The 25,486-nt window shown below is 57.4% G+C and carries 23 protein-coding genes; 16 read left to right on the top strand and 7 right to left on the bottom strand.

The window, feature by feature from the left end; translation table 11 throughout:
• Positions 1–15 precede the first annotated feature (15 nt).
• From VEH04_20805 to VEH04_20770, 8 genes are all read left to right on the top strand, one after another.
• Positions 16–759 carry a 7-carboxy-7-deazaguanine synthase gene (locus VEH04_20805; protein ID HYG25217.1) on the top strand — a complete coding sequence of 248 codons (744 nt, stop codon included), beginning with the start codon at positions 16–18 and terminating at the stop codon, positions 757–759.
• Positions 760–762: 3 nt separating this feature from the next.
• Entirely contained in the window at positions 763–2,061 is a 1,299-nt protein-coding gene (locus tag VEH04_20800) for an aspartate aminotransferase family protein (protein ID HYG25216.1), read from the top strand.
• The gene (rsmA, locus tag VEH04_20795; GenBank protein HYG25215.1) at positions 2,058–2,942 is read left to right on the top strand and encodes a 16S rRNA (adenine(1518)-N(6)/adenine(1519)-N(6))-dimethyltransferase RsmA; all 885 of its coding nucleotides are present in this window, start codon (positions 2,058–2,060) and stop codon (positions 2,940–2,942) included. Before VEH04_20800 ends, rsmA begins: the two co-directional genes overlap by 4 nt.
• A 52-nt stretch (positions 2,943–2,994) precedes the next feature.
• Positions 2,995–3,510, top strand: coding sequence for an NUDIX domain-containing protein (locus tag VEH04_20790; protein HYG25214.1), 516 nt, complete (start codon positions 2,995–2,997; stop codon positions 3,508–3,510).
• A complete protein-coding gene (locus VEH04_20785; GenBank protein ID HYG25213.1) occupies positions 3,500–3,799 on the top strand; it encodes a hypothetical protein in 300 nt (99 codons plus the stop codon). Before VEH04_20790 ends, VEH04_20785 begins: the two co-directional genes overlap by 11 nt.
• A gap of 99 nt (positions 3,800–3,898) precedes the next feature.
• Entirely contained in the window at positions 3,899–4,513 is a 615-nt protein-coding gene (locus tag VEH04_20780; protein ID HYG25212.1) for a TetR/AcrR family transcriptional regulator, read from the top strand.
• A gap of 27 nt (positions 4,514–4,540) precedes the next feature.
• Entirely contained in the window at positions 4,541–5,665 is a 1,125-nt protein-coding gene (locus VEH04_20775; GenBank protein ID HYG25211.1) for an efflux RND transporter periplasmic adaptor subunit, read from the top strand.
• A 28-nt stretch (positions 5,666–5,693) separates the two neighbouring features.
• Entirely contained in the window at positions 5,694–8,819 is a 3,126-nt protein-coding gene (locus VEH04_20770) for an efflux RND transporter permease subunit (protein ID HYG25210.1), read from the top strand.
• 155 nt (positions 8,820–8,974) lie between these two features.
• On the opposite strand, the gene fabF is transcribed toward VEH04_20770, so the two are convergent.
• The 4 genes from fabF to fabD form a co-directional block, all read right to left on the bottom strand.
• Complete coding sequence (gene fabF, locus VEH04_20765) at positions 8,975–10,234, bottom strand: beta-ketoacyl-ACP synthase II (GenBank protein HYG25209.1); 1,260 nt, start codon at positions 10,232–10,234, stop codon at positions 8,975–8,977.
• Between the two features lie 70 nt (positions 10,235–10,304).
• Positions 10,305–10,550 carry an acyl carrier protein gene (gene acpP, locus VEH04_20760; protein ID HYG25208.1) on the bottom strand — a complete coding sequence of 82 codons (246 nt, stop codon included), beginning with the start codon at positions 10,548–10,550 and terminating at the stop codon, positions 10,305–10,307.
• A 145-nt stretch (positions 10,551–10,695) separates the two neighbouring features.
• Positions 10,696–11,439 carry a 3-oxoacyl-[acyl-carrier-protein] reductase gene (fabG, locus tag VEH04_20755; protein HYG25207.1) on the bottom strand — a complete coding sequence of 248 codons (744 nt, stop codon included), beginning with the start codon at positions 11,437–11,439 and terminating at the stop codon, positions 10,696–10,698.
• A gap of 33 nt (positions 11,440–11,472) precedes the next feature.
• Positions 11,473–12,402, bottom strand: coding sequence for an ACP S-malonyltransferase (gene fabD, locus VEH04_20750; GenBank protein ID HYG25206.1), 930 nt, complete (start codon positions 12,400–12,402; stop codon positions 11,473–11,475).
• A 125-nt stretch (positions 12,403–12,527) separates the two neighbouring features.
• Between fabD and VEH04_20745 the strand changes: the two genes are divergently transcribed.
• The 3 genes from VEH04_20745 (at position 12,528) to VEH04_20735 (ending at position 17,172) form a co-directional block, all read left to right on the top strand.
• The gene (locus VEH04_20745; protein ID HYG25205.1) at positions 12,528–12,827 is read left to right on the top strand and encodes a Dabb family protein; all 300 of its coding nucleotides are present in this window, start codon (positions 12,528–12,530) and stop codon (positions 12,825–12,827) included.
• A gap of 394 nt (positions 12,828–13,221) precedes the next feature.
• A complete protein-coding gene (locus VEH04_20740) occupies positions 13,222–15,246 on the top strand; it encodes a TonB-dependent receptor (protein HYG25204.1) in 2,025 nt (674 codons plus the stop codon).
• Between the two features lie 36 nt (positions 15,247–15,282).
• Positions 15,283–17,172, top strand: coding sequence for an Ig-like domain-containing protein (locus VEH04_20735; protein ID HYG25203.1), 1,890 nt, complete (start codon positions 15,283–15,285; stop codon positions 17,170–17,172).
• Positions 17,173–17,194: 22 nt separating this feature from the next.
• On the opposite strand, the gene VEH04_20730 is transcribed toward VEH04_20735, so the two are convergent.
• On the bottom strand, positions 17,195–18,115 hold the full coding sequence (locus VEH04_20730; GenBank protein HYG25202.1) for a tyrosine recombinase: 921 nt from the start codon (positions 18,113–18,115) through the stop codon (positions 17,195–17,197).
• A gap of 94 nt (positions 18,116–18,209) precedes the next feature.
• Positions 18,210–19,100, bottom strand: coding sequence for a phosphoribosylaminoimidazolesuccinocarboxamide synthase (locus VEH04_20725; protein HYG25201.1), 891 nt, complete (start codon positions 19,098–19,100; stop codon positions 18,210–18,212).
• 175 nt (positions 19,101–19,275) lie between these two features.
• On the opposite strand from VEH04_20725, the gene VEH04_20720 reads away from it, so the two are divergent.
• From VEH04_20720 to VEH04_20705, 4 genes are all read left to right on the top strand, one after another.
• A complete protein-coding gene (locus tag VEH04_20720) occupies positions 19,276–20,229 on the top strand; it encodes an SDR family NAD(P)-dependent oxidoreductase (GenBank protein ID HYG25200.1) in 954 nt (317 codons plus the stop codon).
• A gap of 2 nt (positions 20,230–20,231) precedes the next feature.
• Entirely contained in the window at positions 20,232–20,813 is a 582-nt protein-coding gene (locus VEH04_20715) for a hypothetical protein (protein HYG25199.1), read from the top strand.
• A 104-nt stretch (positions 20,814–20,917) separates the two neighbouring features.
• The gene (locus VEH04_20710; protein HYG25198.1) at positions 20,918–21,118 is read left to right on the top strand and encodes a hypothetical protein; all 201 of its coding nucleotides are present in this window, start codon (positions 20,918–20,920) and stop codon (positions 21,116–21,118) included.
• Between the two features lie 129 nt (positions 21,119–21,247).
• A complete protein-coding gene (locus VEH04_20705; protein HYG25197.1) occupies positions 21,248–22,096 on the top strand; it encodes a prepilin-type N-terminal cleavage/methylation domain-containing protein in 849 nt (282 codons plus the stop codon).
• A gap of 48 nt (positions 22,097–22,144) precedes the next feature.
• On the opposite strand, the gene rsmB is transcribed toward VEH04_20705, so the two are convergent.
• A complete protein-coding gene (gene rsmB / locus VEH04_20700) occupies positions 22,145–23,521 on the bottom strand; it encodes a 16S rRNA (cytosine(967)-C(5))-methyltransferase RsmB (GenBank protein HYG25196.1) in 1,377 nt (458 codons plus the stop codon).
• A gap of 53 nt (positions 23,522–23,574) precedes the next feature.
• Between rsmB and VEH04_20695 the strand changes: the two genes are divergently transcribed.
• Complete coding sequence (locus tag VEH04_20695) at positions 23,575–25,476, top strand: GreA/GreB family elongation factor (GenBank protein HYG25195.1); 1,902 nt, start codon at positions 23,575–23,577, stop codon at positions 25,474–25,476.
• Positions 25,477–25,486: the final 10 nt, after the last annotated feature.

The following is a 25,486-nucleotide window of genomic DNA, read 5'->3' as shown; positions in this document are numbered from 1 at the left end:
CTGGAAAACCGTGCCATGTCCGACACGCTCGTCATCAACGAAATCTATCTCAGCCTTCAGGGCGAAAGCACCTGGGCCGGGTTGCCATGCGTCTTCATACGACTGACAGCATGCAATCTCCGCTGTTCCTACTGCGACACTGCGTATGCGTTCACGGAAGGCAAACGGCAAAGCCTCGCGGAAATTCGCAGCACAGTCGAACGGCTCGCGGCTCCCTTCCGCCTGTCTCCTTCCACATCTCCAAATCGAAACCTTCCGCTCGTTGAACTGACGGGAGGCGAGCCGTTGCTGCAAGGGAATTCCATTCAGTTGATGCAGCAACTCTGCGACGGCGGATTTACGGTTTTGCTCGAGACTAGCGGTGCGCACGACATCGGTCCTGTCGATCCCCGCGTGCATCGCATCGTGGATTTGAAATGCCCAAGCAGTGGCGAGGTGGAACGGAATCGATGGGAAAATTTGGGGTGCTTGAAGAACAAGGACGAGATCAAATTCGTTCTCGGAACGCAGGAGGATTATGCCTGGGCCAAAGAGACGATTGAGAAACATTCGCTCGCCGGCATTTGTCCGTTGCTCTTCTCGTGGGTGCATCCGCTCAGGAGGGAGCAGCAGCACCCGTCGTTGAAACCGGTGCCGTCAGGACAGACGCCGATCTCGCGCCAGGAACTCGTCGAACGGATCATTGCAGACGCATTGCCTGTGCGCTTTCAGATCCAGATGCACAAGGTGATTTGGGCGCCAGAACAGCGTGGGGTTTAGGCGATGAATACGCGCGAAACCATTGACCTGCTCCGAACCTACGAATCGCGCAACGTGCTGCATGTCGAGCCTGACGGTTCGTGGCCGATCGTGTGGGCCAAGGCGAAGGGCGTGCATGTGTGGGATGCGGAGGGTCGCAAGTACCTCGACCTCACGGCTGCTTTCGGGGTGGCTGCCGCGGGCCACGCGAATCCGCGTGTCGTCGAAGCAGCGCGGCAGCAGTTGGGAACGCTCGTCCATGCAATGGGCGATGTGCACCCGCACGCGCGGAAGGCCGAGCTGGCCCGCACACTCAGTCGCGTCACGTTCGAGCGCTGGCAAGCTCCCGGGCGATGGCTGCACGGAAAAACCATTTTCTGCAATTCTGGATTCGAGGCCGTTGAGGCAGCCTTGAAAACCGCGATGCTTGCAACTGGCCGGCACGGTGTGATCGCGTTTCACGGGGGGTACCACGGCCTCGGCTACGGTTCATTGAACACGACGCATCGGGAACATTTCCGCGGTCCTTTCAAAATGCAGCTGAAGGAGTTCGGGCATTTCGTCCAATTCCCGTCACGCGCCGCCGATCTGCCCATTATCGAACTGCTAATCCGCCGTATTTTTCAACGCGGCTGGGTGGGCGCGATTCTCGTTGAACCGATTCAGGCGCGAGGCGGAATCAATGTTCCCCCGCCGGAATTCCTGCGACTGCTCCGCCGGCTTTGTGACGAACACAAGGCGCTGTTGATTCTCGACGAAATTTACACTGGCTTCGGCCGCACGGGCAGGATGTTCGCGTGCGAACACGATGCCGTGGTGCCGGACGTGATCTGCCTGGGCAAAGCCCTGACGGGCGGTTTCCCGTTGTCGGCATGCGTCGGCAAAGCGGATGTCATGGATGCCGCCTGGCCGGAGTCAACAGGCGAGGCGATCCATACCAGCACCTTTCTGGGGCATCCTGTCGGGTGCGCGATGGCACTCGCGCACATCGACGAAATCGAAACCCATGCACTGGCGGAGCAAAGCAGCAGTCTCGGCGAATTCCTGCTTCAAGAGTTGCAGGCGCAACTGCCAATGACAGGATTGCACATGCTGGCACGTGGTATTGGCCTGATGGTGGGCCTCGAATTGCGAGCGGCCGACGGAAAACCGGCCACAGCTGCGGCCCTGAAAGCGATCAAGGCGATGCTTCAGCGGGGTTATATTCTCCTGCCGGAAGGAGAGCGCGGCAACATCATCAGCTTCACTCCGCCTCTCACGATCAGCAGGCAACAACTCTCTGAAACATCGGCAGCGCTCGCCGAAGTTTTGAACCAGCAATGAAACTGAACGAAATTCGCGAATGGCTGGCGCGAGAGGATATCCAGTTAACCAAGTCCCTGGGGCAAAACTTCCTTCACGATGAACATCAACTGGATCGGATCGTCGCCGCGAGCGAGCTGTGTTCGACCGACAAAGTTCTGGAAATCGGGCCGGGCCTGGGGCCGTTGACCGAACGTCTCGTCGAGAAGGCGGGAGAGGTCTTTGCGATTGAAAAAGACCAGCGGCTCTTTGACGTTCTGCAACAACGCTTTCCCGCGGCCATCGTTGACTCCACGCAGCGGTCTGCCGAGGCGCAGACGGAACGTCCCGGGGGGCCGGAGCAGGCGATCCTGCGTGTTCGTCATGACGACGCCCTGGATTACCTGCAGCATGCGCCGCGCGATTGGAGTGAATGGAAGTTGGTGGCGAACCTGCCTTATTCCGTGGCCTCCCCGATCCTGGTTGAGCTGGCGCAGGGCGAGCGTTCTCCACAGCGGCTGGTGGCAACCCTGCAGTTTGAGGTTGCCAAACGTTTGATGGCCCAGGCCGACGATGACGATTACGGAGTGCTGACGCTGCTGGTTCAGCTGGATTTTGAGCCACGCGCTGTCTTCAAGATTCCCTCGAGCTGCTTCTTTCCCGAACCCGGCGTCGATTCGGGATGCGTTACATTGGTGCGGCGTCCGACGCTCCTGCTGCAAGGTGACCAGCGGCGAACATTTGTGCGCCTTGTCAAAACCGCGTTCTCCCAGCGGCGAAAGATGATGCTGAAGTTATTGAAGCAGAACTGGCCGCTGGACAAGCTCAACGATGCTTTTGCCACGCTCAAGATTTCACCGCAGGAACGCGCTGAAAAACTGAGCCTCGACCAATTCGTCGCGCTCACGGAACTCCTGCATTGAAGCCCCATTTAATCCAGCCACCGCAACGTCACCAAATTCCATCGCGAACGTTATGCCTGAAGACATTTTTGATGTGGTGAATGAGCGCGACGAAGTCATCGGCCAAAAGCCTCGAAGCGAGGTTCATCGCCTCGGCCTGTTGCATCGCGCTGTGCATGTGCTGGTATTCAATGCCCGCGGGCAAATTTTCCTGCAGAAGCGGTCGATGAAAAAGGACCGCCATCCGGGCGTGTGGGACTCCTCGGCATCGGGACATGTCGACGCCGGCGAGGATTATGACACGACATCAGTTCGCGAACTTCAGGAGGAAATCGGGCTGATCGTCACCCCGCCGCCGCAACGTGTGTTCAAAATCGACGCGTGCGACGAAACCGATCAGGAGTTTGTCTGGGTGTATCGTTGCGCGGCAGAGGGACCCTTCGAGTTGAATGTGGAAGAGGTTGAGAAGGGCGAGTGGCGGGATGCTGGCGCCGTGGACCTTTCGGTTCTCCAGCATCCACAAGACTTCGCACCCGCGTTCGCCTTCCTGTGGCGGCGATTCAGGAGCCTGACGTACGATGGCCGCTGACCTGAAAAGCACGCGCCTGATGTGGTTGAAGGCAATCCTCTTCATCGCCATCGCCTTGATCGGATCGGCTGTGATCCTGATTCAAAACCCCGAGGCCGGGACGGCAGTAATTCTCGCCTTGACGATCTGGGCCAGTTGCCGCGCCTACTACTTTGCCTTCTATGTCCTCGAGCGGTATGTCGATCCATCATTCCGCTACTCCGGCCTAGGTTCGCTGTTGCGTTACCTGACAAAAACAAAAGCGCGGTCGCACTTACCAGGCGACGGCCGCGACAGCGCGAAACCCTGATTGGCATCGGCCGCGCGGCCGTCAACACGGCATTCTCAAACTTAAACCGTGGAAAAGCATTGACGCGGCGCGTCATGTCTACTTACCGTTCGGTAGGCTATGTCCAATCCCAGCAGCAATGTTTCGGTTACCCGCGAGCAGATCCTGCAAGCGGCGCTGAAGCACTTCGCGCACAGCGGCTACTCCGCGACTTCAGTGCAGCAGATCGTAAATGACGCCGCTGTTTCGAAACCCGCGCTCTACTATTATTTCAAGGACAAGGCCGGCCTCTTCCAATCGCTCGTCGACGAGGCTCACGATGAGCGATATCGATTGATGCAGGCCGCCTGCCGCCGCTCGCCGGATTTCAAGGCGCAGCTCGTCGAGATCATGGCGTCCCTTTCCGATTACGTGCAAAAAAACCGGGAGCTGATGCGCATCGCCTTCGCCACAGCCTTTGCCGCGCCGGGGGAGGTCCCAGCCGGGCTGAAGTGTTCCGAAAAATGCGAGCGAAACTTTGAGTTTATTCATGGGCTGATGCGGAAGGCCCATTCAGCCGGGTTGTTGGACAAGCGCTTTGACAGCCGCGAGCTGGCATTTGTCTTTTACGGGCAACTCAACGCGCATCTCGTGGCGTTGTTGATGAGCCCCGACCGCACGCTGGATCGCAAGACAGCTGGGCGGGTCGCCGAAATGTTTTTGGCTGGCGCTGCCGCAAAAAAGCGCGCAGCTTAACCAGCTCTCAATCGAAGGAACTTTTACATGAAACGGAAAATTGCGCTCTCGACATTTATTGTCGTGATCATGTTGGCGAGTCTGGCGGGGATCAAGTTGTTGCAGATCCAAACGCTGATGGCAGCGGGTGAATCCTTCACCGCACCTCCCGAAACGGTTTCGTCCGCCATCGCGCGCGAGCAGACCTGGCAGGAAACGCTCGCGGCCATCGGTTCCATTTCCGCCGTGCAAGGCGTCACGATCACACCCGAGGTCGCGGGGACGGTGAGCGAAATCGCGTTCGAGTCCGGTGCCATGGTGAAGAAAGGGGACCTGCTGATTCGCCTGGACACCTCCACCGAAGAGGCTCAACTGCGCGCGATCGAAGCGCAGGCAAACCTCGCCCGCATCAATGCCGAACGCATGCGGCAGTTGCGGTCCGACAACACGGTGTCGCAATCGGAAGTAGACACTTCGGAAGCCACGCTCAAGCAGGCGCAGGCGAATGCGGATGCCGTCCGCGCGGCAATTCAGAAGAAGACCCTCCGCGCTCCGTTTGGGGGGCAATTGGGAATCCGGCAGGTGAACCTCGGGGAGTACGTTGAAACCGGCAAACCCATTGTGTCGCTTCAATCCCTCGCTCCCGTCTACGCCGATTTTTCACTGCCCCAGCAGGAGTTGTCGCGTTTGAAACCGGGAATGAAGGTGCGCGTCACCACGGACACTTACTCGAAGCGGCAGTTTGACGGGGTTCTCACGGCCATCAATCCCGACCTCCAGGCCAGCACGCGAAGCATCCGCCTGCAGGCAACACTGGAAAACGCGGAGCAACTGCTGCGGCCGGGAATGTTTGCTCGTGTTGAAGTGTTGCTTCCAGTGGAACAGAAGGTCCTGATCATCCCCGCAACGTCGATCCTGAGCGCGCCTTACGGCGACTCAGTCTACGTCATCGAAAAGGGAACCAACTCTGCCAGCCCAGGGCTTGTTGTGCGTCAACAATTTGTGCGAACCGGCCGCGCTCTGGGCGATTTCGTTTCGGTTGAGACCGGCCTGCAGCCCGGCACCAAGGTCGCCGCCTCGGGAGTTTTCAAATTGCGCAACGGCATGGCGGTTGCCGAGAACAACGATATTGCACCGCCCGCCAACGAAGCCCCCCGTCCGCCTGACCGCTGATCACCGCCATCGACACGAAAGACATACGATGAAGTCGATTACCGATATCTTCATACGGCGGCCGGTTCTGGCGCTCGTCGTCAACTTGATCATCCTGCTGGCCGGTTTCACGGCCATCAAAACGTTGAACGTCCGGCAGTATCCGAAAAGCGAAAACGCGACGGTCACGGTCACCACGGTCTATGTTGGCGCAAGCGCAGAACTGGTGCGCGGTTTCATCACGCAACCGCTGGAGCGCGCCATTGCCGCCGCGGACGGCATTGAATATCTGCAATCGAGCAGCGCTCTGGGATTGTCGACCATTACCGCGCGCCTGCGCCTCAACTACGATGCGAACAAGGCCCTCTCGGAGATCAATTCCAAGGTGAACCAGGTGCGTAACGACCTGCCGCCTGAGGCGGAAGTTCCCATCATCAACATCGAAACCGCCGATTCGCGATTTGCCTCCGCGTACTTGAGTTTCACATCGGAAATTCTCGAAGCAAACCAGATCACGGATTACCTCGTGCGGGTCGTGCAACCGCGTTTGTCCGCGCTGGAAGGTGTGCAGCGGGCTGACATTCTCGGCGGACGCACGTTCGCGATGCGGATCTGGCTTAAGACGGACAGGCTCGCGGCGTACGGGATCAGCCCGGATGAAGTGCGCGAGTCGCTCGCGGCCAATAACTATCTATCGGCCGTAGGCCGCACGAAAGGCGCCCTCGTTCAGGTGAATCTCACGGCGAATACCGATCTTCGCTCAGTGGAGGAGTTCCGGAATCTGGTCATTCGCGACGCGGGGGATTCCCTGGTCCGTTTGCGCGATGTCGCAGATATCGAAATGGGCGCCGAGGATTATGATTCCGAAGTGCGGTTCAATGGCGAGCGCGCTGTGTTCATGGGCGTCTGGCCGCTTCCCAATGCAAACTCCCTCGACGTCATGAGCCGGGTGCGGGAAGAGATTGCAGCGATTCAGAACGAGTTGCCCTCGGGTCTGGAGGCGAAGATCGCCTACGACGCGACCAAATACATCGATGACGCGATCCATGAAGTAATCAAGACTTTGTCTGAAACGCTGTTGATCGTGGCCGTCGTCATTTTCCTCTTCCTCGGCTCGCTGCGATCGGTGCTGATTCCGCTCGTTGCCATTCCCGTATCGCTGATTGGCGCGGTCTTCCTGATGCAGATTTTTGGTTTCTCGCTGAATCTCCTGACGCTGCTCGCCATCGTCTTGTCCGTCGGACTGGTCGTGGATGATGCGATTGTCGTGGTCGAGAACGTGGAGCGTCATATCCGAGAAGGACAAACGCCGTTGAAAGCGGCCGTACTCGGTGCTCGCGAGCTGGTCGGGCCAATCATCGCCATGACCATTACATTGGCCGCCGTGTATGCGCCGATTGCGTTTCAGGGAGGGCTCACGGGATCGCTGTTCCAGGAATTTGCGCTCACATTGGCTGGCGCGGTGTTCATTTCGGGAGTTGTTGCTCTCACGCTGTCGCCGCTCATGTGCGCCAAATTGCTGAAACCTGGCAGCGAGGAAGCCGGATTGGCGGGCCGCATCAATCATGGATTCGATCGTTTGCGCCGGGGATATGCCCGCCTCCTGGATGTGACGCTCAACGCCCGACCTGCGGTGTACGTGCTGTGGATCGGGCTGAGCTTGCTGTCGGTTCCCCTCTTCATGTTTTCGTCGGCGGAACTCGCGCCGGCAGAGGACCAGGGATTTGCTCTTGGGATTGTGACAGCTCCTGCCGATGCGACGATTGATCAAACGACGTTCTACACCGAGGAAGTGAATCGAAGGCTAATGAGCATTCCCGAGGCGGATCGAACGTTCCAACTGACGTTTCCGGACAACGGCATTTCCGGCCTGGTCCTGAAACCCTGGGGCGAACGTGAGCGCAGCGTGTTTGAGATCGTTCCGCAGGTGCAGCAGTCGGTCAGTGAAATTCCCGGCATTCGCACTTTCTTCGTCACGCCGGCTGCGTTGCCTGGTGGCGGCGATTTCCCTGTGGAATTTATAATTTCCGCCACGGCGGAACCCGCCGAAATTCTGGGCTTCGCGCAGCAGATTCAAGAGAAGGCTGCGGCGAGTGGTTTGTTTGCGTTCCCTCCGGAAATCGACACGAAGGTTGACCAACCCGAAGTTGAACTGGAACTCGATCGCGACAAGGTCGCTTCGCTGGGACTCGACATGCAGACGATTGGCGCGGACCTGTCAGCGTTAATCGGCGGCAACTACGTCAACCGCTTCAACTTCGGCGGCCGCAGCTACAAGGTCATTCCGCAAATGAAACGAGCCGACCGCCTTACTGCCGATCAATTGAAGAACACCTACGTCAAAGGCCCCGGCGACCAGTTAATTCCGCTGGACACATTCGCCAAGTTGAACAAGCGCACGACGCCGCGCGCGCTCAATCGCTTCCAGCAGTTGAATTCCGTCAAGCTCAGCGGCGTGGCTGTTCGCCCGCTCGACGAAGCACTTGCATTTCTCGAGAAGGAGTCCAATGCCATTCTGCCTGCGGGGTACAAGCTCGATTACACTGGCGAATCGCGGCAGCTCCGCACGGAAGGGAACAAATTCTTACCCGCGCTGGGACTCTCGATCATCCTGATCATCCTGGTCCTCGCTGTGCAGTTCAACAGCTTCCGCGATCCATTCATCATCATTCTGGGGTCGGTGCCGCTGGCGATGTTCGGCGCGCTGATTTTTACCTTCCTGAAATTCCCGAATCCAAACATGGCGTTCTGGACCGACGGATGGACGACAACTCTAAACATCTATGCGCAGGTTGGGCTGGTGACCCTGGTGGGACTGGTGTCAAAGAATGGCATTCTGATCGTGGAATTCGCGAATGAACTGCAACGCAGCGGCATGGACAAGATCTCGGCGGTGCGCGAGGCGGCGCTCACGCGATTGCGTCCCGTCCTGATGACGAGCGTTGCGACTGTGGCCGGGCATTTCCCGCTCGTGCTCGTCACGGGCGCGGGAGCAGCAGCGCGCAATTCGATAGGACTGATCGTTGTCGCGGGAATGGCGCTGGGCACCATCTTCACGCTGCTCGTGATTCCTGCCATCTACGTGCTCATCGCAAAACAGCATCAGGGCGAGGAAGCAGGCGCACTGGGCCAGAGTCACACCGCGCATCATCCCGCGCCAGTGCCGGTGAAATAAAGCATTCCTGCGAACCGGCTTTCGGTTACGCCACACCCGGACTTTGATCCGCAAACAACCCCGGACATCACCGGTGTGAGGCCTGGACCCATTCCCACGCTTAACGCGTCCGCGGTCGCACCTCAGTCCCCCATATCACTGCCGCAGGCACTCGATCAACCGACGAATTTCTTCGCGATGATGCTGGCGTTGTGCCCGCCGAAACCGAAGGAGTTGTTGACGATGGCGTTCACCGGCATCTGGCGCGCGGTGTTCGGCACGTAATCCAAATCGCACTCCGGATCGGGATTTTGCAGATTGATCGTTGGTGGAACGATGTTGGTTTGGATCGCCTTTACGCATGCGATCATCTCGACCGCGCCCGCCGCGCCCAGCATATGGCCCGTGGCTCCTTTCGTTGAACTCACCACGAGTTTGCGGGCGTGTTCTCCGAACACGGTCTTGATCGCCTGGGTTTCTGCAATGTCCCCCTGCGGAGTCGATGTGCCATGCGCATTGATATAGGACACGTCGGTCGTGTTCAGCCCGGCGCTGCGCAAGGCCATCTTCATGCAGCGACCCGCGCCTTCGCCGCCCGGGGAGGGCGCCGTAAGGTGATGCGCATCGGCGGTGTTGCCGTAGCCGGCGAGTTCGGCGTAGATCCGGGCGCCGCGCGCTTTGGCGTGCTCCAGCTCCTCGAGCATCACAACACCCGCGCCTTCTCCCATCACAAAGCCGTCGCGATCCTTGTCGAAAGGCCGCGATGCGCGTTTGGGGTCGTTGTTGCGCGTGCTCATCGCTTTCATGGCGCAAAAACCGCCGATGCCGATGGGCACGATCGCCGCTTCCGCACCCCCAGCCAGAATGGCCTTGGCATCGCCCATTTTGATGGTTCGCCAGGCTTCGCCCAGCGCGTGGTTGGCGGTGGCGCATGCGGAACAGGTCGCGAAGTTTGGACCCCGCAAATTGTAATACATCGAGACCAGCCCGGATGCCATGTTCGAGATCAGCATCGGAATCATGAAGGGCGAAAGCCGTCCCGGACCCCGCTCCAACAACACCTTCATCTGGTCGCCCGTGGTTTCCAGGCCGCCAATTCCCGAGCCAATGAAGACGCCGATTTCATCGGGGTTTGTCTTGCTGAGATCGAGACCTGAATCCTTCAGGGCCTTCCAGCCTGCGAAAATTCCAAACTGCGAGTAACGGTCCGTGCGGCGTGCTTCCTTGGGAGATGGAAACGCCGGAATAGGATCGAACTCTTTGACCTGCCCGGCGATCTGGGTTGCAAACGGAGCGGCATCAAAAGCAGTGATCTTATCGATTCCGCACTGGCCACTGGTGAGATTGTTCCAAAACCCTTCAACCTCGTTTCCGAGCGGAGTAACAAGTCCAATCCCGGTCACAACAACCCGGCGATCGATCCAATTCGTGGCCATAGAGTAAAACGAAAGGGGCAGCTTAGGCTGGCACGCAGCTCAAGCTGCCCCGGAAAATCCGCGGTGACAATTACTTTTGCTGGGTCTCTTCGACGTACTTGATCACGTCCCCGACGCTCTGCAGTTTCTCGGCCTGTTCATCAGGGATCTCGCTGCCAAACTCTTCTTCGAGAGCCATGACCAATTCGACGGTATCGAGCGAGTCAGCGCCGAGGTCCTCAATGAACTTCGCTTCGGGCGTGACCTGGTCTGCATTCACCCCCAACTGCTCGACAATGATATCCTTTACTCGCTGTTCAATAGTTTTTTCAGCCATGGTTTTCTCCGGTTCTTCGTTATTTGCAGTGTGTCTATGCCACGGTGAAGGGGGCGTCAAGCCCCGATTCACATTTTCTTCCCGCGCAAATTATCGTGTTTTTCTGACGCAATTTTGCTGTCCAAATCTGCTGTTCAAGCCGCAGTTACATTACCATTCCACCATCAACGGTGAGCACTTGCCCGGTGACGTAACGAGCCCCGGGACTCGCCAGATACAACGCGGCGCTTGCAATGTCATCCGCCCGGCCAAAGCTCCCGAGCGGGATCCGCTTCAGCAGTTCCGCTTTCAGTTCGGCATTCAGAGCTGAAGTCATGTCCGTCTCAATGAATCCGGGTGCGAGTGCATTGCAAGTCACGGAACGGCCGGCAAGTTCGCGCGCGACCGATTGCGTGAAGCCGATCAAACCGGCCTTGCTCGCAGCGTAGTTGGCCTGTCCCGCATTCCCGATCAAACCGATCACCGAAGCGACATTGATAATACGGCCAGAACGCTGTTTGGCAAATTGGCGTGCAAAGGCTTTTGTGAACAGGAAGGCGCCCTTGAGGTTCGTGTTCAAAACCGTATCCCAATCCGCCTCACTCATCCGCATCAGCAACCCATCGCGCGTGACCCCGGCGTTGTTCACAAGGATGTCGACCTTCCCGCATTCGGCCAGGATCTTTTCGGCAGCACTGGCGACCGCCGCCCCGTCTGAAACATCGACGGAATGAGCCCACGACGACCGGCCCAGAGCCCGGATTTCGGCCGCAACCTTGTCTGAGTTCTCCTGCGTTCGCGAGACGCAAACGACATCCGCCCCTTCGGCGGCGAACTTAAGTGCGACCGCGCGGCCGATCCCACGGCCCGCACCCGTCACCACCGCGATCTGATTGGCAAGTTGACTCATGGCGCTACGTGATACGTGATGCATGGAATGGGATCAAGTTCCCAAAGCCGCCGCCGTTGCGTCGAGACTCGCAACATCCGCCACGTTCAGCATTTGCGCGGATTTGTCGATGCGTTTCATAAACCCGCTGAGCGCGGTGCCAGGGCCGAGTTCGATGAAACGTGTGAATCCCTGGCCCAGCAGGTATCGCATGGATTCTTCCCATCGCACAGAGGCGGTGACCTGTTCGACCAGCCGACTGCTGATGGAAATGGGCTCCGAATGCGGCTGGGCTGTCACATTTGAAATGACGGGCACCAATGGCGGGGATATCCGCGCGGACGCGAGTTCCGCCCGCAGCTTTGGCTGGGCACTGGCCATCAAGGGCGAGTGATACGCGCCTGCGACCGCCAGAGGGAGGGCGCGTCGTGCGCCTTTTGCCTTTGCCAGTTCGCATGCATTCTGAATGCGATCGGCCTCACCTGAAATCACTAGTTGGCCGGGGCAGTTCAAGTTGGCAAGTTCGACCCCGGCGTCCCTGCAAACTTCGCGCGTCGGGGTTTCATCCAGCCCGATAATTGCGGCCATTCCGCCGCGCGTGGCCTCGCAGGCCTCCTGCATAAAACGTCCGCGTTGCCTCACGATCCGAAGCGCATCTTCAAAGGTCATCGATTCCGCTGCTGTCAGGGCTGTGAACTCGCCCAATGACAAGCCTGCTGTAGCTTGGAAGCGAAGCCCTGGCACCCGCTCCTTCAGCAGCTGAAACGCAACCCAGCTCACCAGGAAAATTCCAGGCTGCGCATTCTCCGTTTTCGTGAGTTCCGCCTCCGGCCCTTCGAAGCAGACGGAAGCCAGGTCAAATCCGACCGCGGTGTTGGCTCGCTCAAACCACCATTGTCCCGCGGCTGATTGCGCGAAGAAGTCCTTTCCCATGCCAACGGTCTGCGCCCCCTGGCCGGCGAACAATAAAGCTGTCTTGCTCATAAAGGCCGGGACATAAGCACAAAAGGCGCACAGCGAAAAGCGGAAACCTCGAAATCAATGCCGTGGTTAATGCTTCAAGGAACAAACAACTGACAAGGGGCTGCTGTTTACATACGCTCGCGCCCATGTTTTCACACGTTGTCATCTTTTGGACGGATCCTGAGCAGGCCTCGGCAGCGGATGAAGTGATTGCGGGCGCAGAAAAGTATTTGCGGCCTGTGCCGGGCGCGCTCCATTTTCATGTCGGCAAAATGGCAGGAAGCCATCGACCGGTCGTCGACCAAACGTATCAGGTCGGTTTGAACATCGTTTTTCCCGATAAAAAAACGCAGGACGACTACCAGGTGCATCCGCTGCACATCGAGTTTGTCGAAAAAGTGGTAAAGCGCGTGGTCAAACGCGTGGTGGTTTACGACTTCGCCTAACCCGCCGCCATTCCAGCGGCATACGTTCCCCAGCCAAACCCGCGGCATAAATCTTTACCGCCGCTGCGGTGTGTCCTCCTCCAGGGTGGACTCAAGTTCCACGCATTTTGCGGACAAAACACACTCTTTCTCCGGTTTCACCTCAGGAATGCACGCGATCTGCCGATGGACCTTGAGCCGGCCAAGAATGGCTTAGTCCAGCACAGCAAAAGACGCTAGGAACAGCGGACCGGCTCGATACGAACTGGGGAACTTCGACACGCAACATGATCGCGATCGAGTGCCCATCAATCAAAAATGACAGATCGGAGCCCAACTCTGCACCGAGTGATGGCCGAGAGCGAACCTCGCTGGCCCGGCAAATGCCGGGCGCGGACATCTTTAGGCGGATGAGATGAACCAATCCATCGTGCCAATGATGTTCAGGCGGGCGTTCACCCGCTTGCGCGCATTCCCTGGATTCCGCTCCGTTTGCATTCTTCTGATGGGAGCGACCAGCGGGACGGCTCCGGCTGTGGAAAGCCAGGACCTGAGTGATTTGCCCTTGGAAGTGTTGATGGAGATTGAGGTGCCAACGGTGTTCGGTGCTTCCAAGTTTGAACAGAAAGTCACGGCCGCGCCCTCGTCCATTTCCGTGATTACCGCCGACGAGATTCGGCGCTACGGTCATCGCACCCTCGGAGATGTGCTCGAAAGCGTCCAGGGATTTCATGTTTCGTATGATCGAAACTATGCAATCGTCGGAGTCCGCGGCGTCAGCCTCGGCGACTTCAACAGCCGCATCCTCCTGCTGATCAACGGCCATCGGGTGAACAACAACCTGACGGATGGCGCGTTCATCGACACTGCGTTTATCCTCGACGTTGACCTGATCGAGCGGGTGGAAATCATTCGGGGACCGGGTTCCGTTCTGTACGGCAACAACGCATTTTTCGGCGTGGTGAATGTCATCACCCGGCAACCTGCCCAGCTGAACGGAACCGAGGTCTCCGCCGATTACGGCGGTTTCGAAACGTGGAAGGCGCGTGTGAGCTTTGGGAAGGAATTCTCGAACGGATTCCGGATGCTCCTCTCTGGAACATTTTACGAAAGCAGCGGAGACGATCGGCTTTTTTATCCGCAATTCAACACACCCGGCCAGAACCGCGGCATTGCTGAAGACCTCGACAGCGATCAATTCGGAAGCTTATTTGGATCCATTGCTTTCGGGGACTTCACCTTGGAAGGGAGCTATATCCGACGGGAGAAGGAGAATCCCACGGCACAGTTCCTCTCGGCGTTTAACCAGGCAGGGCTGCGAACGGTCGACGAACGCGCCTACACGGCCCTGCGTTATAGCCATCAGTTCGATGACGGCCTGGCGCTGACCGCGCGGCTGTATTACGACCGAAATGATTTTTCAATTGGGTACCCTCTCGTAGCCGCCACGTCCACAAACGTGACCCGTGAACGGCAGGCAGGCGAGTGGTGGGGGACTGAGATCCAGGTAAGCAAGAAGTTGTGGGATCGCCACATGGTCAGCCTCGGCGCTGAGTACCGGGATGATTTCAGGCAGGAAAAGGCGGTGCTGGTTCCGGGCGGCACGCAGATTTCGCTCGACCGCCGCAGCTACGGATTTTACGCGCAGACCGATTTTGAAATACAGAAGAACCTGCATCTGAGCGGCGGGGTGCGCTACGACAAGTACGGTGACACGGACGGGGCGGTAAACCCGCGGCTGGCGGCTATTTACAACGCATGGGAAGGTTCCTCCTTCAAGGCGGTATACGGCACGGCATTTCGCGCGCCGAACTTTCGCGAGCTGAGCGATCCCAATTTCCGTGACCTCCAGCCAGAAACAATCAGCGCATATGAGCTCATCTTTGAACAGGAAATCACCCGAACCCTGCGTTCTTCGATTTCCGGGTTCTGGAACGAAATGGATGACCTGATTTCGTTTCAGGCCGGGGAGTTTCGCAATTTCGACGCGCGCGCGCAGGGAGTTGAACTCGCAATGGATGGCGCCTGGACCAACGGAATCCGCACGCGGTTGAGCTACACATTGCAGAATGCCGAGGATCGGGCAAATGGCAGCCACCTGCCGGATTCACCGAATCACTTGGTCAAATGCGCCCTGAGCATTCCCCTCGTGCGGGAGAAGCTCTTTGCTGCCTTGGAATTTCACTATCAATCGGCACGCCACTCCATCTTCACCGGGACAGCCCCGGGTGAATCAACCGTTGGCCGGGACGCTGCCGGTTATGGAATCGTTAACTTCACGTTGTTCAGTCAAAACCTGATCGAGAACCTCGAAGCATCAGCCAGCATTTATAACCTCTTGGACCGGAAGTACAACGACCCGGCCAGCCGGTTTCATCGGCAGGATTTGATCGAACAGGATGGCAGGAGTTTCAGGTTAAAGCTCACGTATCGGTTCTGATGCGGCACAATATTCGCTCCTGAAACGGCGCACCCTATGAAGAACATGACACACCTTCGAAACCTTGCCTCAAGAGGGGTTCTGCTGTTGGTTTTCTTCGCCGCAATGGTGCCAAAAGGGCTCGCGCAGTTCGGTCCGCCCCCAATCGTCGTTGTCCAACCTTTAGCCATCCGTGTCCAAATTGGAGGCACCGCGGTGTTTTCGGTCGTAGCCTTGAGCGCCACGTCCCTTCAATACAAATGGTACAAGGGTGCCCAGCGGATTGGGGGTGCAAATTCAAGCATCCTCATTCTGAACGACGTGAGCGCAAATGACGCAGCGAACTACTGGGTCGAGGTAAAGAACGGAAGTGGAACCGTGGACAGTCAGCCAGCCAGTCTCGCCGTCGTCGGCATCGATTCACCAGTCGCCAATCCGGATGGCTTCACCACAGTGGAAAATCAAATCCTCCAAGTCCCTGTCGCGGGCGTCCTTGCGAATGATCTCGAGCCGCGCAACGAGCCATTGCTGGCAGCCATACTGAGCGACGTCAGCAACGGATCTGTGGTTCTGAATTCGAATGGTTCATTCGAATACACCCCACCAGCAGGTTTCAGCGGCACTGCGTCATTCAAATACCGCGCAGCGAGTTCGGCGCTGCTGGCGCTCGAGCAATCAGCGATCGGGGGCAGCAAGGAAGGCATCAAGCAGGGCCAGGAGGGATCGCAATCGTTTCGTCATGGCGACACCGGCCAACCGAATTACATGATTTCAAAAGTCGTGCTGCGTCTCTCCCGAGAGTCCAGCGCCCCCAATTCTGACCTGATTTTCAGTATCGGCACATCAATCAACGGCGGCGCCATCGGTGGAAGCACGGTGGCAATCGACTCCTCCAGCGTGACGAACACCACCGCTGGAAGCTCCTTTCAAACCTACGAAATCGCTTTCGATGAACCTGTTGGTCCGTTTGTTTCAGGCACGACATACTACCTGAATCTCGAATGCGGCGCGTCGAATGGAAAAGAATTCTTCCTGGAAAAGGGTGCCAACAATTACAGCCGCGGCAGTTACTACAAACACTCGACAAACCAGGGCGTGGACATCTGGTTTCAGGTATTTGGCAGCACGATTTCCAGCCCTGCAACTGTCACCATACAGGTGGCCGCGATTAACGATCCGCCCGTGGTCACCAATGAGGAAACCAACACGTTGGAAGATACGAGCGTGGTGATCGGTGTCCTTGATAACGATTTCGATCCTGATGGCACCCCGCTGACCTTGCTCGCCATATCCGCAGAAAACGGCAGCGCTGTTGTGGATGAAGGAGCCATCTTATTCACCCCGGCGGCGAATTTTCATGGCAGCGCCCTGGTAACGTACACAGTTTCCGATGGAACCAACCAGGTTGCCGGATCTGCGACGGTGACTGTCGTTCCAGTGAATGACGCGCCTGTTGCCCAGGACGATTCGTACAGCACGACGATTAATGTGCCATTGAGCATCCCGGCGAACGGGCTTCTCGCAAACGACACCGACGTTGATAATGAACCAGCGGATTTGCGGGCAGTCCTTGTTACCGACGTGACAGATGGAACGTTGGTCCTCAGCGCTGATGGAAGCTTCACCTACACGCCGGCAGGAAACTTTCATGGAATCGATTCATTCTCGTACCGCGGCTCTGACGGAATTGCGCCGGGCTCCATCGCAACGGTTTCGCTCATCGTCAACGATCCAGTGCCGAAATTCACTGGGAGCGGACTGACCCCAGAGGGGTTCAAGCTTCAGATGTCGGTTCCGATCGGCAGGAGCTATGTGATCCTTGCTTCCACAAACCTCAGTCATTGGGAGCCGATCGCGACAAACACGTCCCTAACGGGCGTCGCTGAAATCCTGGACCAATCCACCACAAATAGGGTCCGTCGGTTCTACCAGACCGTCACGCAATAGTGCGGCTCCTGCATCGCGCGGGTCACGCACGCGGGTGGAAGCGTCGATGAATATCCCTCAGCCGGTTCCCACTCACGTGCGTGTAAATCTCGGTGGTGCTGATGTTCGCATGGCCGAGTAATTCCTGAATCACTCGCAAGTCCGCCCCGTGTTCCAGCAGATCGGTTGCAAAGCTGTGCCTCAGCATGTGAGGGGTGATGTTGCGGGAAACGCCGCTGCGAGCAACGCGACGCTTGATTCGCTTCCACAATGTCACCGCTGCAAAACCACTCCCGCGGTTCGTCAGGAAAACTGTCGCAGGGGATCTTGGCGTCACGAGCCTGGGTCGGCCGGATTGCAGATAACGGTTCAATGCCTCTGCCGCTTTCTTGCCCACCGGGACGACCCGCTCCTTGTTGCCCTTCCCGATGACGTTGATAAAACCTGCATCCAGGTGCAACTGTTCCAGTCTCAGATTTTTAAGTTCGCTCAGGCGCAGGCCTGAAGCGTAGGCGAGCTCAAGGACAGCATGATCGCAAAGTGATTGCGGTGTTGCTGGCTCTTCCTTCGCGAGAACCTTCTCAATTTCGGCGGGGGTCAGCCCTTTGGGCAATCTTTTCCACCGGCGCGGCAACGAAAGGTTTTCTGCGACATTTGAGGGCAGCATTTTTTCGTTTTCGGCAAATCGATAGAAGGCCCGCAACGCTGCGATCGCAAGATAAACGCTTTCACTGCTGAGCCGCCGGGCGGATCCTTTTTCCTCGGTCTCCACCGGCCGTTCCCGCTCGTTTTGGAGAAAGGCCATCAAATGGTTCAGGGTCACGCCTTCCCAGGATGCAATTTGCTGCCGTTGCGCCCACCTCACGAAGTTTCCCAGCAGGGCTGCGTACGTCTTCGCGGTGTTCGCCGACTGCCCGCGTTCGTGACGCAGGTACTGCAGAAAATCTTCAACAAGCTCGTTCACACGTTGGATTGGCCGCCGCAGCGGCAATGACGACAACACCTGCTGTAACTTCGCTGCCCAACCGAGCCGCTTTCCCGCTGATCCCGATGTGAGGCTACAACGCCCGCCCAGTCAACCGCTGATACGCATCCACGTACTTTGCGCTTGTCTTGGCTACGACGTCGTCCGGCAATCGCGGACCCGGCGGCGTCTTGTCCCACGCCAGCGTTTCCAGGTAATCACGGACGAATTGTTTATCGAAGCTCGGCTGGCCCTTGCCTGGCGTGTATTGGTCGGCTGGCCAGAACCGCGACGAGTCAGGCGTCAGAACCTCGTCGATGAGTATCAATTCGCCATTAAACATTCCGAATTCGAATTTGGTGTCGGCAATGATAATTCCCCGTTCGCGGGCGTAATCGCGTCCCGCCTTGTAGATCTTCAGGCTGAGATCCCTCGCCCGCGCCGCGATGTCCTGGCCCACAATCTGTTCTGCCTGTTGAAATGAAATGTTTTCGTCGTGGCCTGCCTCAGCCTTGGTGGAAGGCGTGAAAATGGGTTCGGGTAACTCGGCGGATTCGGTGAGGCCAGCCGGCAACTGGATACCGCAAACAGTTTGCGACTTCCGATATTCCTTGAGACCTGAACCGGAAAGGTATCCTCGAACAATGCATTCGATGGCCAGCGGCGTCGCTTTCTTCACGATCATGCTGCGCCGTGTGACAGTGTCAGCAAACGGCTGCAGGTTTGCCGGCAGCGGATCGTCAGCACGCGCGAGCAGATGATTCGGGACGAGCGACGAAAAACGATCAAACCAGAAATGGGAAATCTGGGTGAGGACTTCGCCCTTGCGAGGGATTCCATTGGGCATCACGACATCGAAAGCGGAGATCCTGTCCGTTGCAACGAGCAGGAGGCGATCGCCGAGGTCGAAAATCTCGCGAACCTTGCCGCTTTTCACCTTTTTGAATCCCGGCAAATCGAGCTGTAGAACTGTTGGGTTTGGCATGGGCCGAAATATAGGCACGGAAGACCCAGTGCCAAGGGTTTTTGTTATGGACTGCTGACGTGCCGCGTGACCTGTCCGACGCCAACGGCTGGCGGGGACGCAATCCTTGTCCACGATTTTGTCCGCCAGCAATTCCCCCTTTCCGCCTTGTGCTTTTCCCCGTAGCTTTCGACCCGTGAATTTTCTTGTTACGGGTGGCGCTGGATTCATTGGCTCGCACGTTTGCGAGCGCCTGCTGCTGTCCGGACATGCTGTATCGGCGTTGGACGATCTCAACGACTTCTATAGTCCAGAGCTGAAGAAAGGAAACGTTCGGGATCTGGAACGCCTGGCGAAACCTTTCGCGCTGATCCAAGCCGATGTGACAGACCGGTGCGCGGTGGATCGAGTGTTTTCCGAAACGCGTTTTGACCAGGTGATCCATCTCGCGGCCCGCGCCGGAGTACGGCCCAGCCTGGAGAAACCGGCGCTTTATCAGCGTGTCAACGTAGAGGGAACCGTCAATATCCTCGAATCGGCCCGTCGTGCTGGCGTCAAAAAACTGATCCTCGCGTCTTCGTCTTCCGTTTACGGCGTGAACTCAAAGGTCCCCTTCTCTGAAGGCGACGCCATATTTAGCGCGATTTCCCCGTATGCCGCCAGCAAGCTCGCGTGTGAAGCACTCGGCCACGTCTATCACCACACATACGGGATGGACATTGCCATGCTGAGATTTTTCACGGTTTATGGGCCGCGGCAACGCCCCGATCTCGCAATCCGCAAGTTCACCGCCCTCATCTCCCAGGGCAAACCCATCCCGGTATTTGGCGATGGTTCAAGCGCGCGGGATCATACATACATTGCCGATATCGTCGATGGCGTGATGGCATGCACAACCCGGGAATTCGGGTTTGAGATTTTCAACCTCGGCGAATCTCAAACCATCACCCTTCGACGCTTAATTGAGGTCATCGAGTCGGCCGTAGGCAAAAAAGCCATCATCGAGCGTCAGCCATTGCAGCCGGGCGACGTGCCGATTACCTTTGCAGACATCGCCAAAGCTCGGGATCGACTTGGCTATCATCCGAAGGTGAAGGTCGAAGAGGGTATCCCTATGTTTGTGGAATGGTTTCGAAAAACAGCAGTTTAATTATGCCAACTCTGCCGCCTTTCACCCGTCCGACCTTTGAAGCCGCTCTGACTGAATGGGAGCGCATTCTCACCGGGCGCAACCTGCCTGCGGACGTCATCTGGATATTTGACGAGAATCTGATTTTTGAGCGCGCTGAAACCGGGGACACGCAAATCGCTTTTCAGCGTGCGCTGACTCCGCTTCCGCCCGGGGCCGAGCGAATCGCGTTCAACTATTTTTCGGATTTCGAAGCCCGGATTGTATTTTACCGCGTTGGCTCCTGCCGAAATCAATCCGTCTGCATGATGCTCTGTGATTCATGGTTCGAAGGAAAAGAGGAGCGCGATGGGTTTCAGCGAAGGGATGACTGGCTGATGTCCTTTTATCCGGGGCAGCCCGTGGAGTTGGAGGAAACGGCCGATGAAGCCCGTTGGAAGAAGCGCTTGGTGCGGGACAGACCGCTTCATGATCTCGATTTTTCCATGACCTTGCGGGCTGTTCACGAAATCCTGGCGCACGGCCGTGTGCTTACCTCGTACGAGCATTACGCGCTTCGGCTGCTTCATAGCTGGAGCAAGCTTCCCGGGCAGCGAGCGCCATGAACCTGACCCGCCACTGCTGGAAATGCGGAACGGAATACACCTTGTCGGGTTCGCCTGGCCGCTCGGAAACCTGCGATAACTGTGGTGCAGATCTGAAGACTTGCATGAATTGCGTCCATTACGACGCCCGGGCGGCTTACCAGTGCAGGGACCGCAGGGCCGAACCCGTCGAGGAAAAGGGCGCGGCAAACTTCTGCGAATACTTCGAAATGGCACGCCGTGAATACGTTCGCAAGGTGGATGCCTTCGGCACAGCGCGCGAGAGCCAGGCAAGAAACGCGCTGAAGAAATTGCTGGGCGACTGAAATGTCTCTGCGCCGGGACTGGCAGGCGGGCAGTCGCTCTTCCCCTCGACCGCCAAGCCTTTTTGTCGTGAAAAATTCACCCGTATTGGGGGCATACACATTCCGGAACTGCTGGTATGTTCCAGAGCCATGATGAGCTATACGCCCAAGGTTCCTCGGTGCCGGAGTTCCTCAGCTTTCACATTGATAGAATTGCTCGTGGTGATCGCCATTATTGCAATTCTCGCAGCCATGCTGTTGCCAGCATTGAGCAATGCCAAGAACCGCGCGCAAATGGCAAACGACCTCAGCAACCACAAGCAGGTCATGATCGCGACGCACATGTACGCCTCGGAAGCTTCAGATCATCTGCCGGATCCAGGATGGCAAACTCAATTCGACTCCTGGGCCGCAGCCGGGGGAATGCCTTACACCGCCGCAGGCGCAGGCGGCGAAACCTCTGTTCGGAACATCATGGAAAATCCCGGGAACGGACAATTGCGTTTCTTCCAACGAGGATTGCTGTATCCGTTTCTCAGAACCCACAAGGTGCTCCTGTGTCCCCAGGACACAGTTCGGAACAACCAGTACTATGCGCGTCAACAATACCTGACGAGCTACACGTGGAATGGCGCGGTAGTTAAGTACACCACATCGGGAACGCGGGTGCGGACGGTGAAACTCTCGGATCCCAACCTGAAGATCACCTTCATTCTCCAGTGGGAAAACGATGAAACCAAGACTTCGTTGAACGGCCGGAATGGCCAGTGGAACGACCTCGCAAATTTTCCTGACGAAGGATTATCCGCGCGCCACGGCAAAGGCGCGGTCGTAGGTCTGCTCGGCGGGAGCGCGCATCGCATGCCTCTCCGCGAGTTCTGGGCCCACGCAGGCACGGCGGCCACGCGAGGCGACAACGGCGGCAATGCGGGATCGCGCAAGGGTTTCGCGGTGCCGACCGCCGGCCGCGGCGAAAACATCCTTTGGTGGTGGCCGTAGCCTGGCGAAGGCGACTCCCCTGTTGCCGTTCAATTTACAACGCCAAGGTCACCCTTGGAGTGCAAGGCTGGCAACATACGCGCCGTCACATCCATCGCGAAACGGCTGTAATTCCCTTTGATAGTCACATGTAAAACGGGGTTCCCTGGCCAGAAACTCTTCAATCAAAGTGCCGTTCTCTTCAGGTTCGAGGCTGCACGTGCTGTAAATCAGGGTTCCGCCCGGTTTTAACGAGCGCCCCGCTTTCTGCAGCAGATCCATTTGAGTTGTCCTCAATCGTGTGAGTTCCGCGGGTTGAATTCTCCATCGTAAATCCACGCGTCGTCGCATCACCCCTGTATTCGAGCAAGGCGCGTCCAGCAGGATCCGATCAAATTTGAGAGCGGGATCAAGCGACTGCATGCTGCGAACAATTTCCACGCAGGTGACTCCCAATCGAGCACAATTCTCCTGAACCAGCTTCAATCGTTCAGGCGACGGATCGTGCGCAAGAACACGGCCTCGGTTCTCCATCAACTGCGCGATAAATGTGGTCTTGCCACCAGGCGCGGCGCACAGGTCGAGGACCGTTTCGCCCGGCTGCGGATCAAGCTCCGCCACCGCTGCAAGCGTGCTGGGATCCTGAATGTAAAAGAGGCCCAGTTGAAAACTCGCCAGCTTGCTGATCGGCGGGTGCGACTTGAATTCAAAAACAAGGTTGTCTTCAATCCAATCACGTCGCACGAAGTCATACTCCACTCCCTCGTCCCGCCATTGCAGCAGGACGTCTCCGGCATCCTTGAACGTCCGATCAACAAATGGGCGCCGCACACCGTGTCCCATGCTGCCAGGCGGAAGGGTTGCCCCGCTGCGGCCTGCGAACATCAACGTGTTGATTCGCGCAAATACTCTGGCCGGCGTGTTGTTCCATTCCATCAGGCGCGCTGCGTTGGCCGCGCCATACCGCTCCGTCCATCGCTTGACCAGCCATTCCGGATGGGCATGGCCCAGGTGCGGTTGGGATGTTTTCAACTCCTCAAGTGACGCCTTGGTTTCATCAAACTCCCTAAGAAAATTGCGCAGGACCGCGTTGATGAATCCCGCTTGAGGCCCAAAACCGGCTCGCTTCGCGTGTTCCACCGTCTCGTTGACGGCGGCATGATTTGGAATTCGATCGAGCCAGAAGATCTGATACAGGCCCATTCGCAGGAGGACCTGCAGCATGGGTTTTTGCTGGCGATCCGGCGCTTTTAGGTCGATCAGCCAATCGAGAGTTGTATGCCATCGCGCCACCCCATAAACCAATTCCTGGCAGAGTCCGCGATCAGGACCTGACAGGCGGGAGGATGACAGTGACTGCTCCAACAGATTTTCTACATATTCCGTGCCTGCCGACCATCGCAGAAGGACCTGCCCCGCAATTTCTCTTGGTTTTTGTTCGTTCACCACTTTTAATATCACCAGTTCGCTTCCGGGAAGCGAGAGCTACCTGATCTTTTATGCGAGAGGAATTTGAAAAACTGGCGGCTGCCGGGAAAATTGAGGCGCGCCACGTGGAACCCCTGGTGGTCCTAACCACCAGCGGATTTTGCATGCACCGCAGTTGGGGATTCGGCCGCATCACAACGGTCGACACCGTCTTCGCGCGTTTCACGATCGATTTCACAAACAAACCCGGGCACACGATGGACCTCGCGTTTGCTGCCGAATCGCTCAAGCCCATTGCAAAGGATCATATCCTGGCTCGCAAGGCGTCTGACCTGGAAACCCTTCGGCAACTCGCAGCCACGAACCATCTCGAACTGGTGAAAATCGTCTTGGCCAGCAACGGCGGCAAGGCGACGGTGGACCAGATCCAGCAAACCCTGGTTCCGGAGGTCATCCGCGACGACTGGAAAAAATGGTGGGAAGCGGCGAAGCGCGAGCTGAAAAAGGATGGGCATTTCCAGGTTCCGTTGAAGAAGACCGAGCCCGTCGTTTACCAGGCGCGTGAGGTGACTTTGCAGGATCGTTTGCTTGCGGAATTCCGGTCCGCAAAGGGTCTCAAGGCGCGCATCGTGGTTGCCACCGAGTTGCTCAAGAATGCTGCCGATCTCACGGATAAGGCTGCGGCTGCGAACGAGATCGTAACCGCTTTCAACGCTGAAATCCCGAGCTATCAGCGCACCCAGCCTGCTGTCGCCCTTGAGGCCATTTTCCTTCGCGACGATATCCGCGAAATGGGCGGACTTCCCGAAGTTGACGGTGAGTTGAAAGCAGTGTCGATCTGGGGGCAGGAGAATCGCATTGGTCCTTTGATCGAACAACTGCCGGCGATCAAACATCGCCGGGCAGCAGAGTCATTCAAGACAACGAATCCTGAGAATTGGCACGAGGTCCTGCGCCTTTCAATGAACGGCGTGTCTGCGAAACTTTGCAAGGAATTCGCGAACGTCTTGGTCGAAGCGGGGAAGATCAGCGAGTTGAAGGAAACGCTCGCTCGACTGGTAAGCCAGCACACTGCAAACAGCGAGTTGCTCTTATGGCTCGCCAAGGAACGGAGTGACGCGTTTGCTGACATCCTGGGACCGGAAGTGTTTCGCGCCATGCTTACCGCGATGGAGCGCGATCAGTTCAACGAAAAACGTTCGAACCGGCTCCGTGATTACATCTTGTCCGACCAGGACCTGCTGCCCGAACTGACGGCAGCAGCGGAATTGGATGTGATTAAGGACCTGACCCGCGCCCTGCAACTGTCCCCGGTCTTTGACGACATGGACAAGCGCTCGCTGCTGGCTCGCATTGTAAAGAGTCATCCTGCGGTGCAATCGCTCATCAGCGGCGCGGAAACCCGCCAGGACACATCCCTGGTGGTGTCGTGGGAAAGCCTTGAGCGCAAAAAGACTGAATACGCCGAACTGGTGCATAAGAAAATTCCAGCGAACTCAAAGGAGATCGCGATCGCCCGGAGTTATGGCGACCTTCGTGAAAACCACGAATACAAGGCTGCGAAGGAGATGCAAAAAGTTTTGATGCGGCAGAAGGATGAACTGGAAAATCAAATGGTCAGAGCCCGCGGAACCGATTTCCAGAATGCGCGCACGGACGTCGTTGGCATTGGCACCATTGTGCATTCAACCGATTTATCAACAAACCAGCGCGAGCGATTCGTTGTTCTGGGAGCCTGGGATTCAGATCCCGACAAGGGAGTGATTAGCTATCTGTCGCCGGTTGCTCAAGGATTGATGAATCACAAGGTCGGCGACGACGTTGAATTTGAGATTTACGGTGCGCGCCACAAACACCGCATTGAATCCATCGAACCTTACAAGGCACCGGTTCCTGCGCCCTCCAATTCCGGCTTGCCGGCGCCAGCATCTGCTCAGCCCGAAACCGCGACAGAACCGAGTCCGCAGGTCTGAAGGGTAGCAG

It is taken from the genome of Verrucomicrobiia bacterium (assembly GCA_035629175.1).
Classification (GTDB): domain Bacteria; phylum Verrucomicrobiota; class Verrucomicrobiia; order Limisphaerales; family DASXHY01; genus DASXHY01.
The sequence above is the reverse complement of the archived record's forward strand: the minus strand, read 5'-3'. Positions and strand labels throughout refer to the sequence as shown.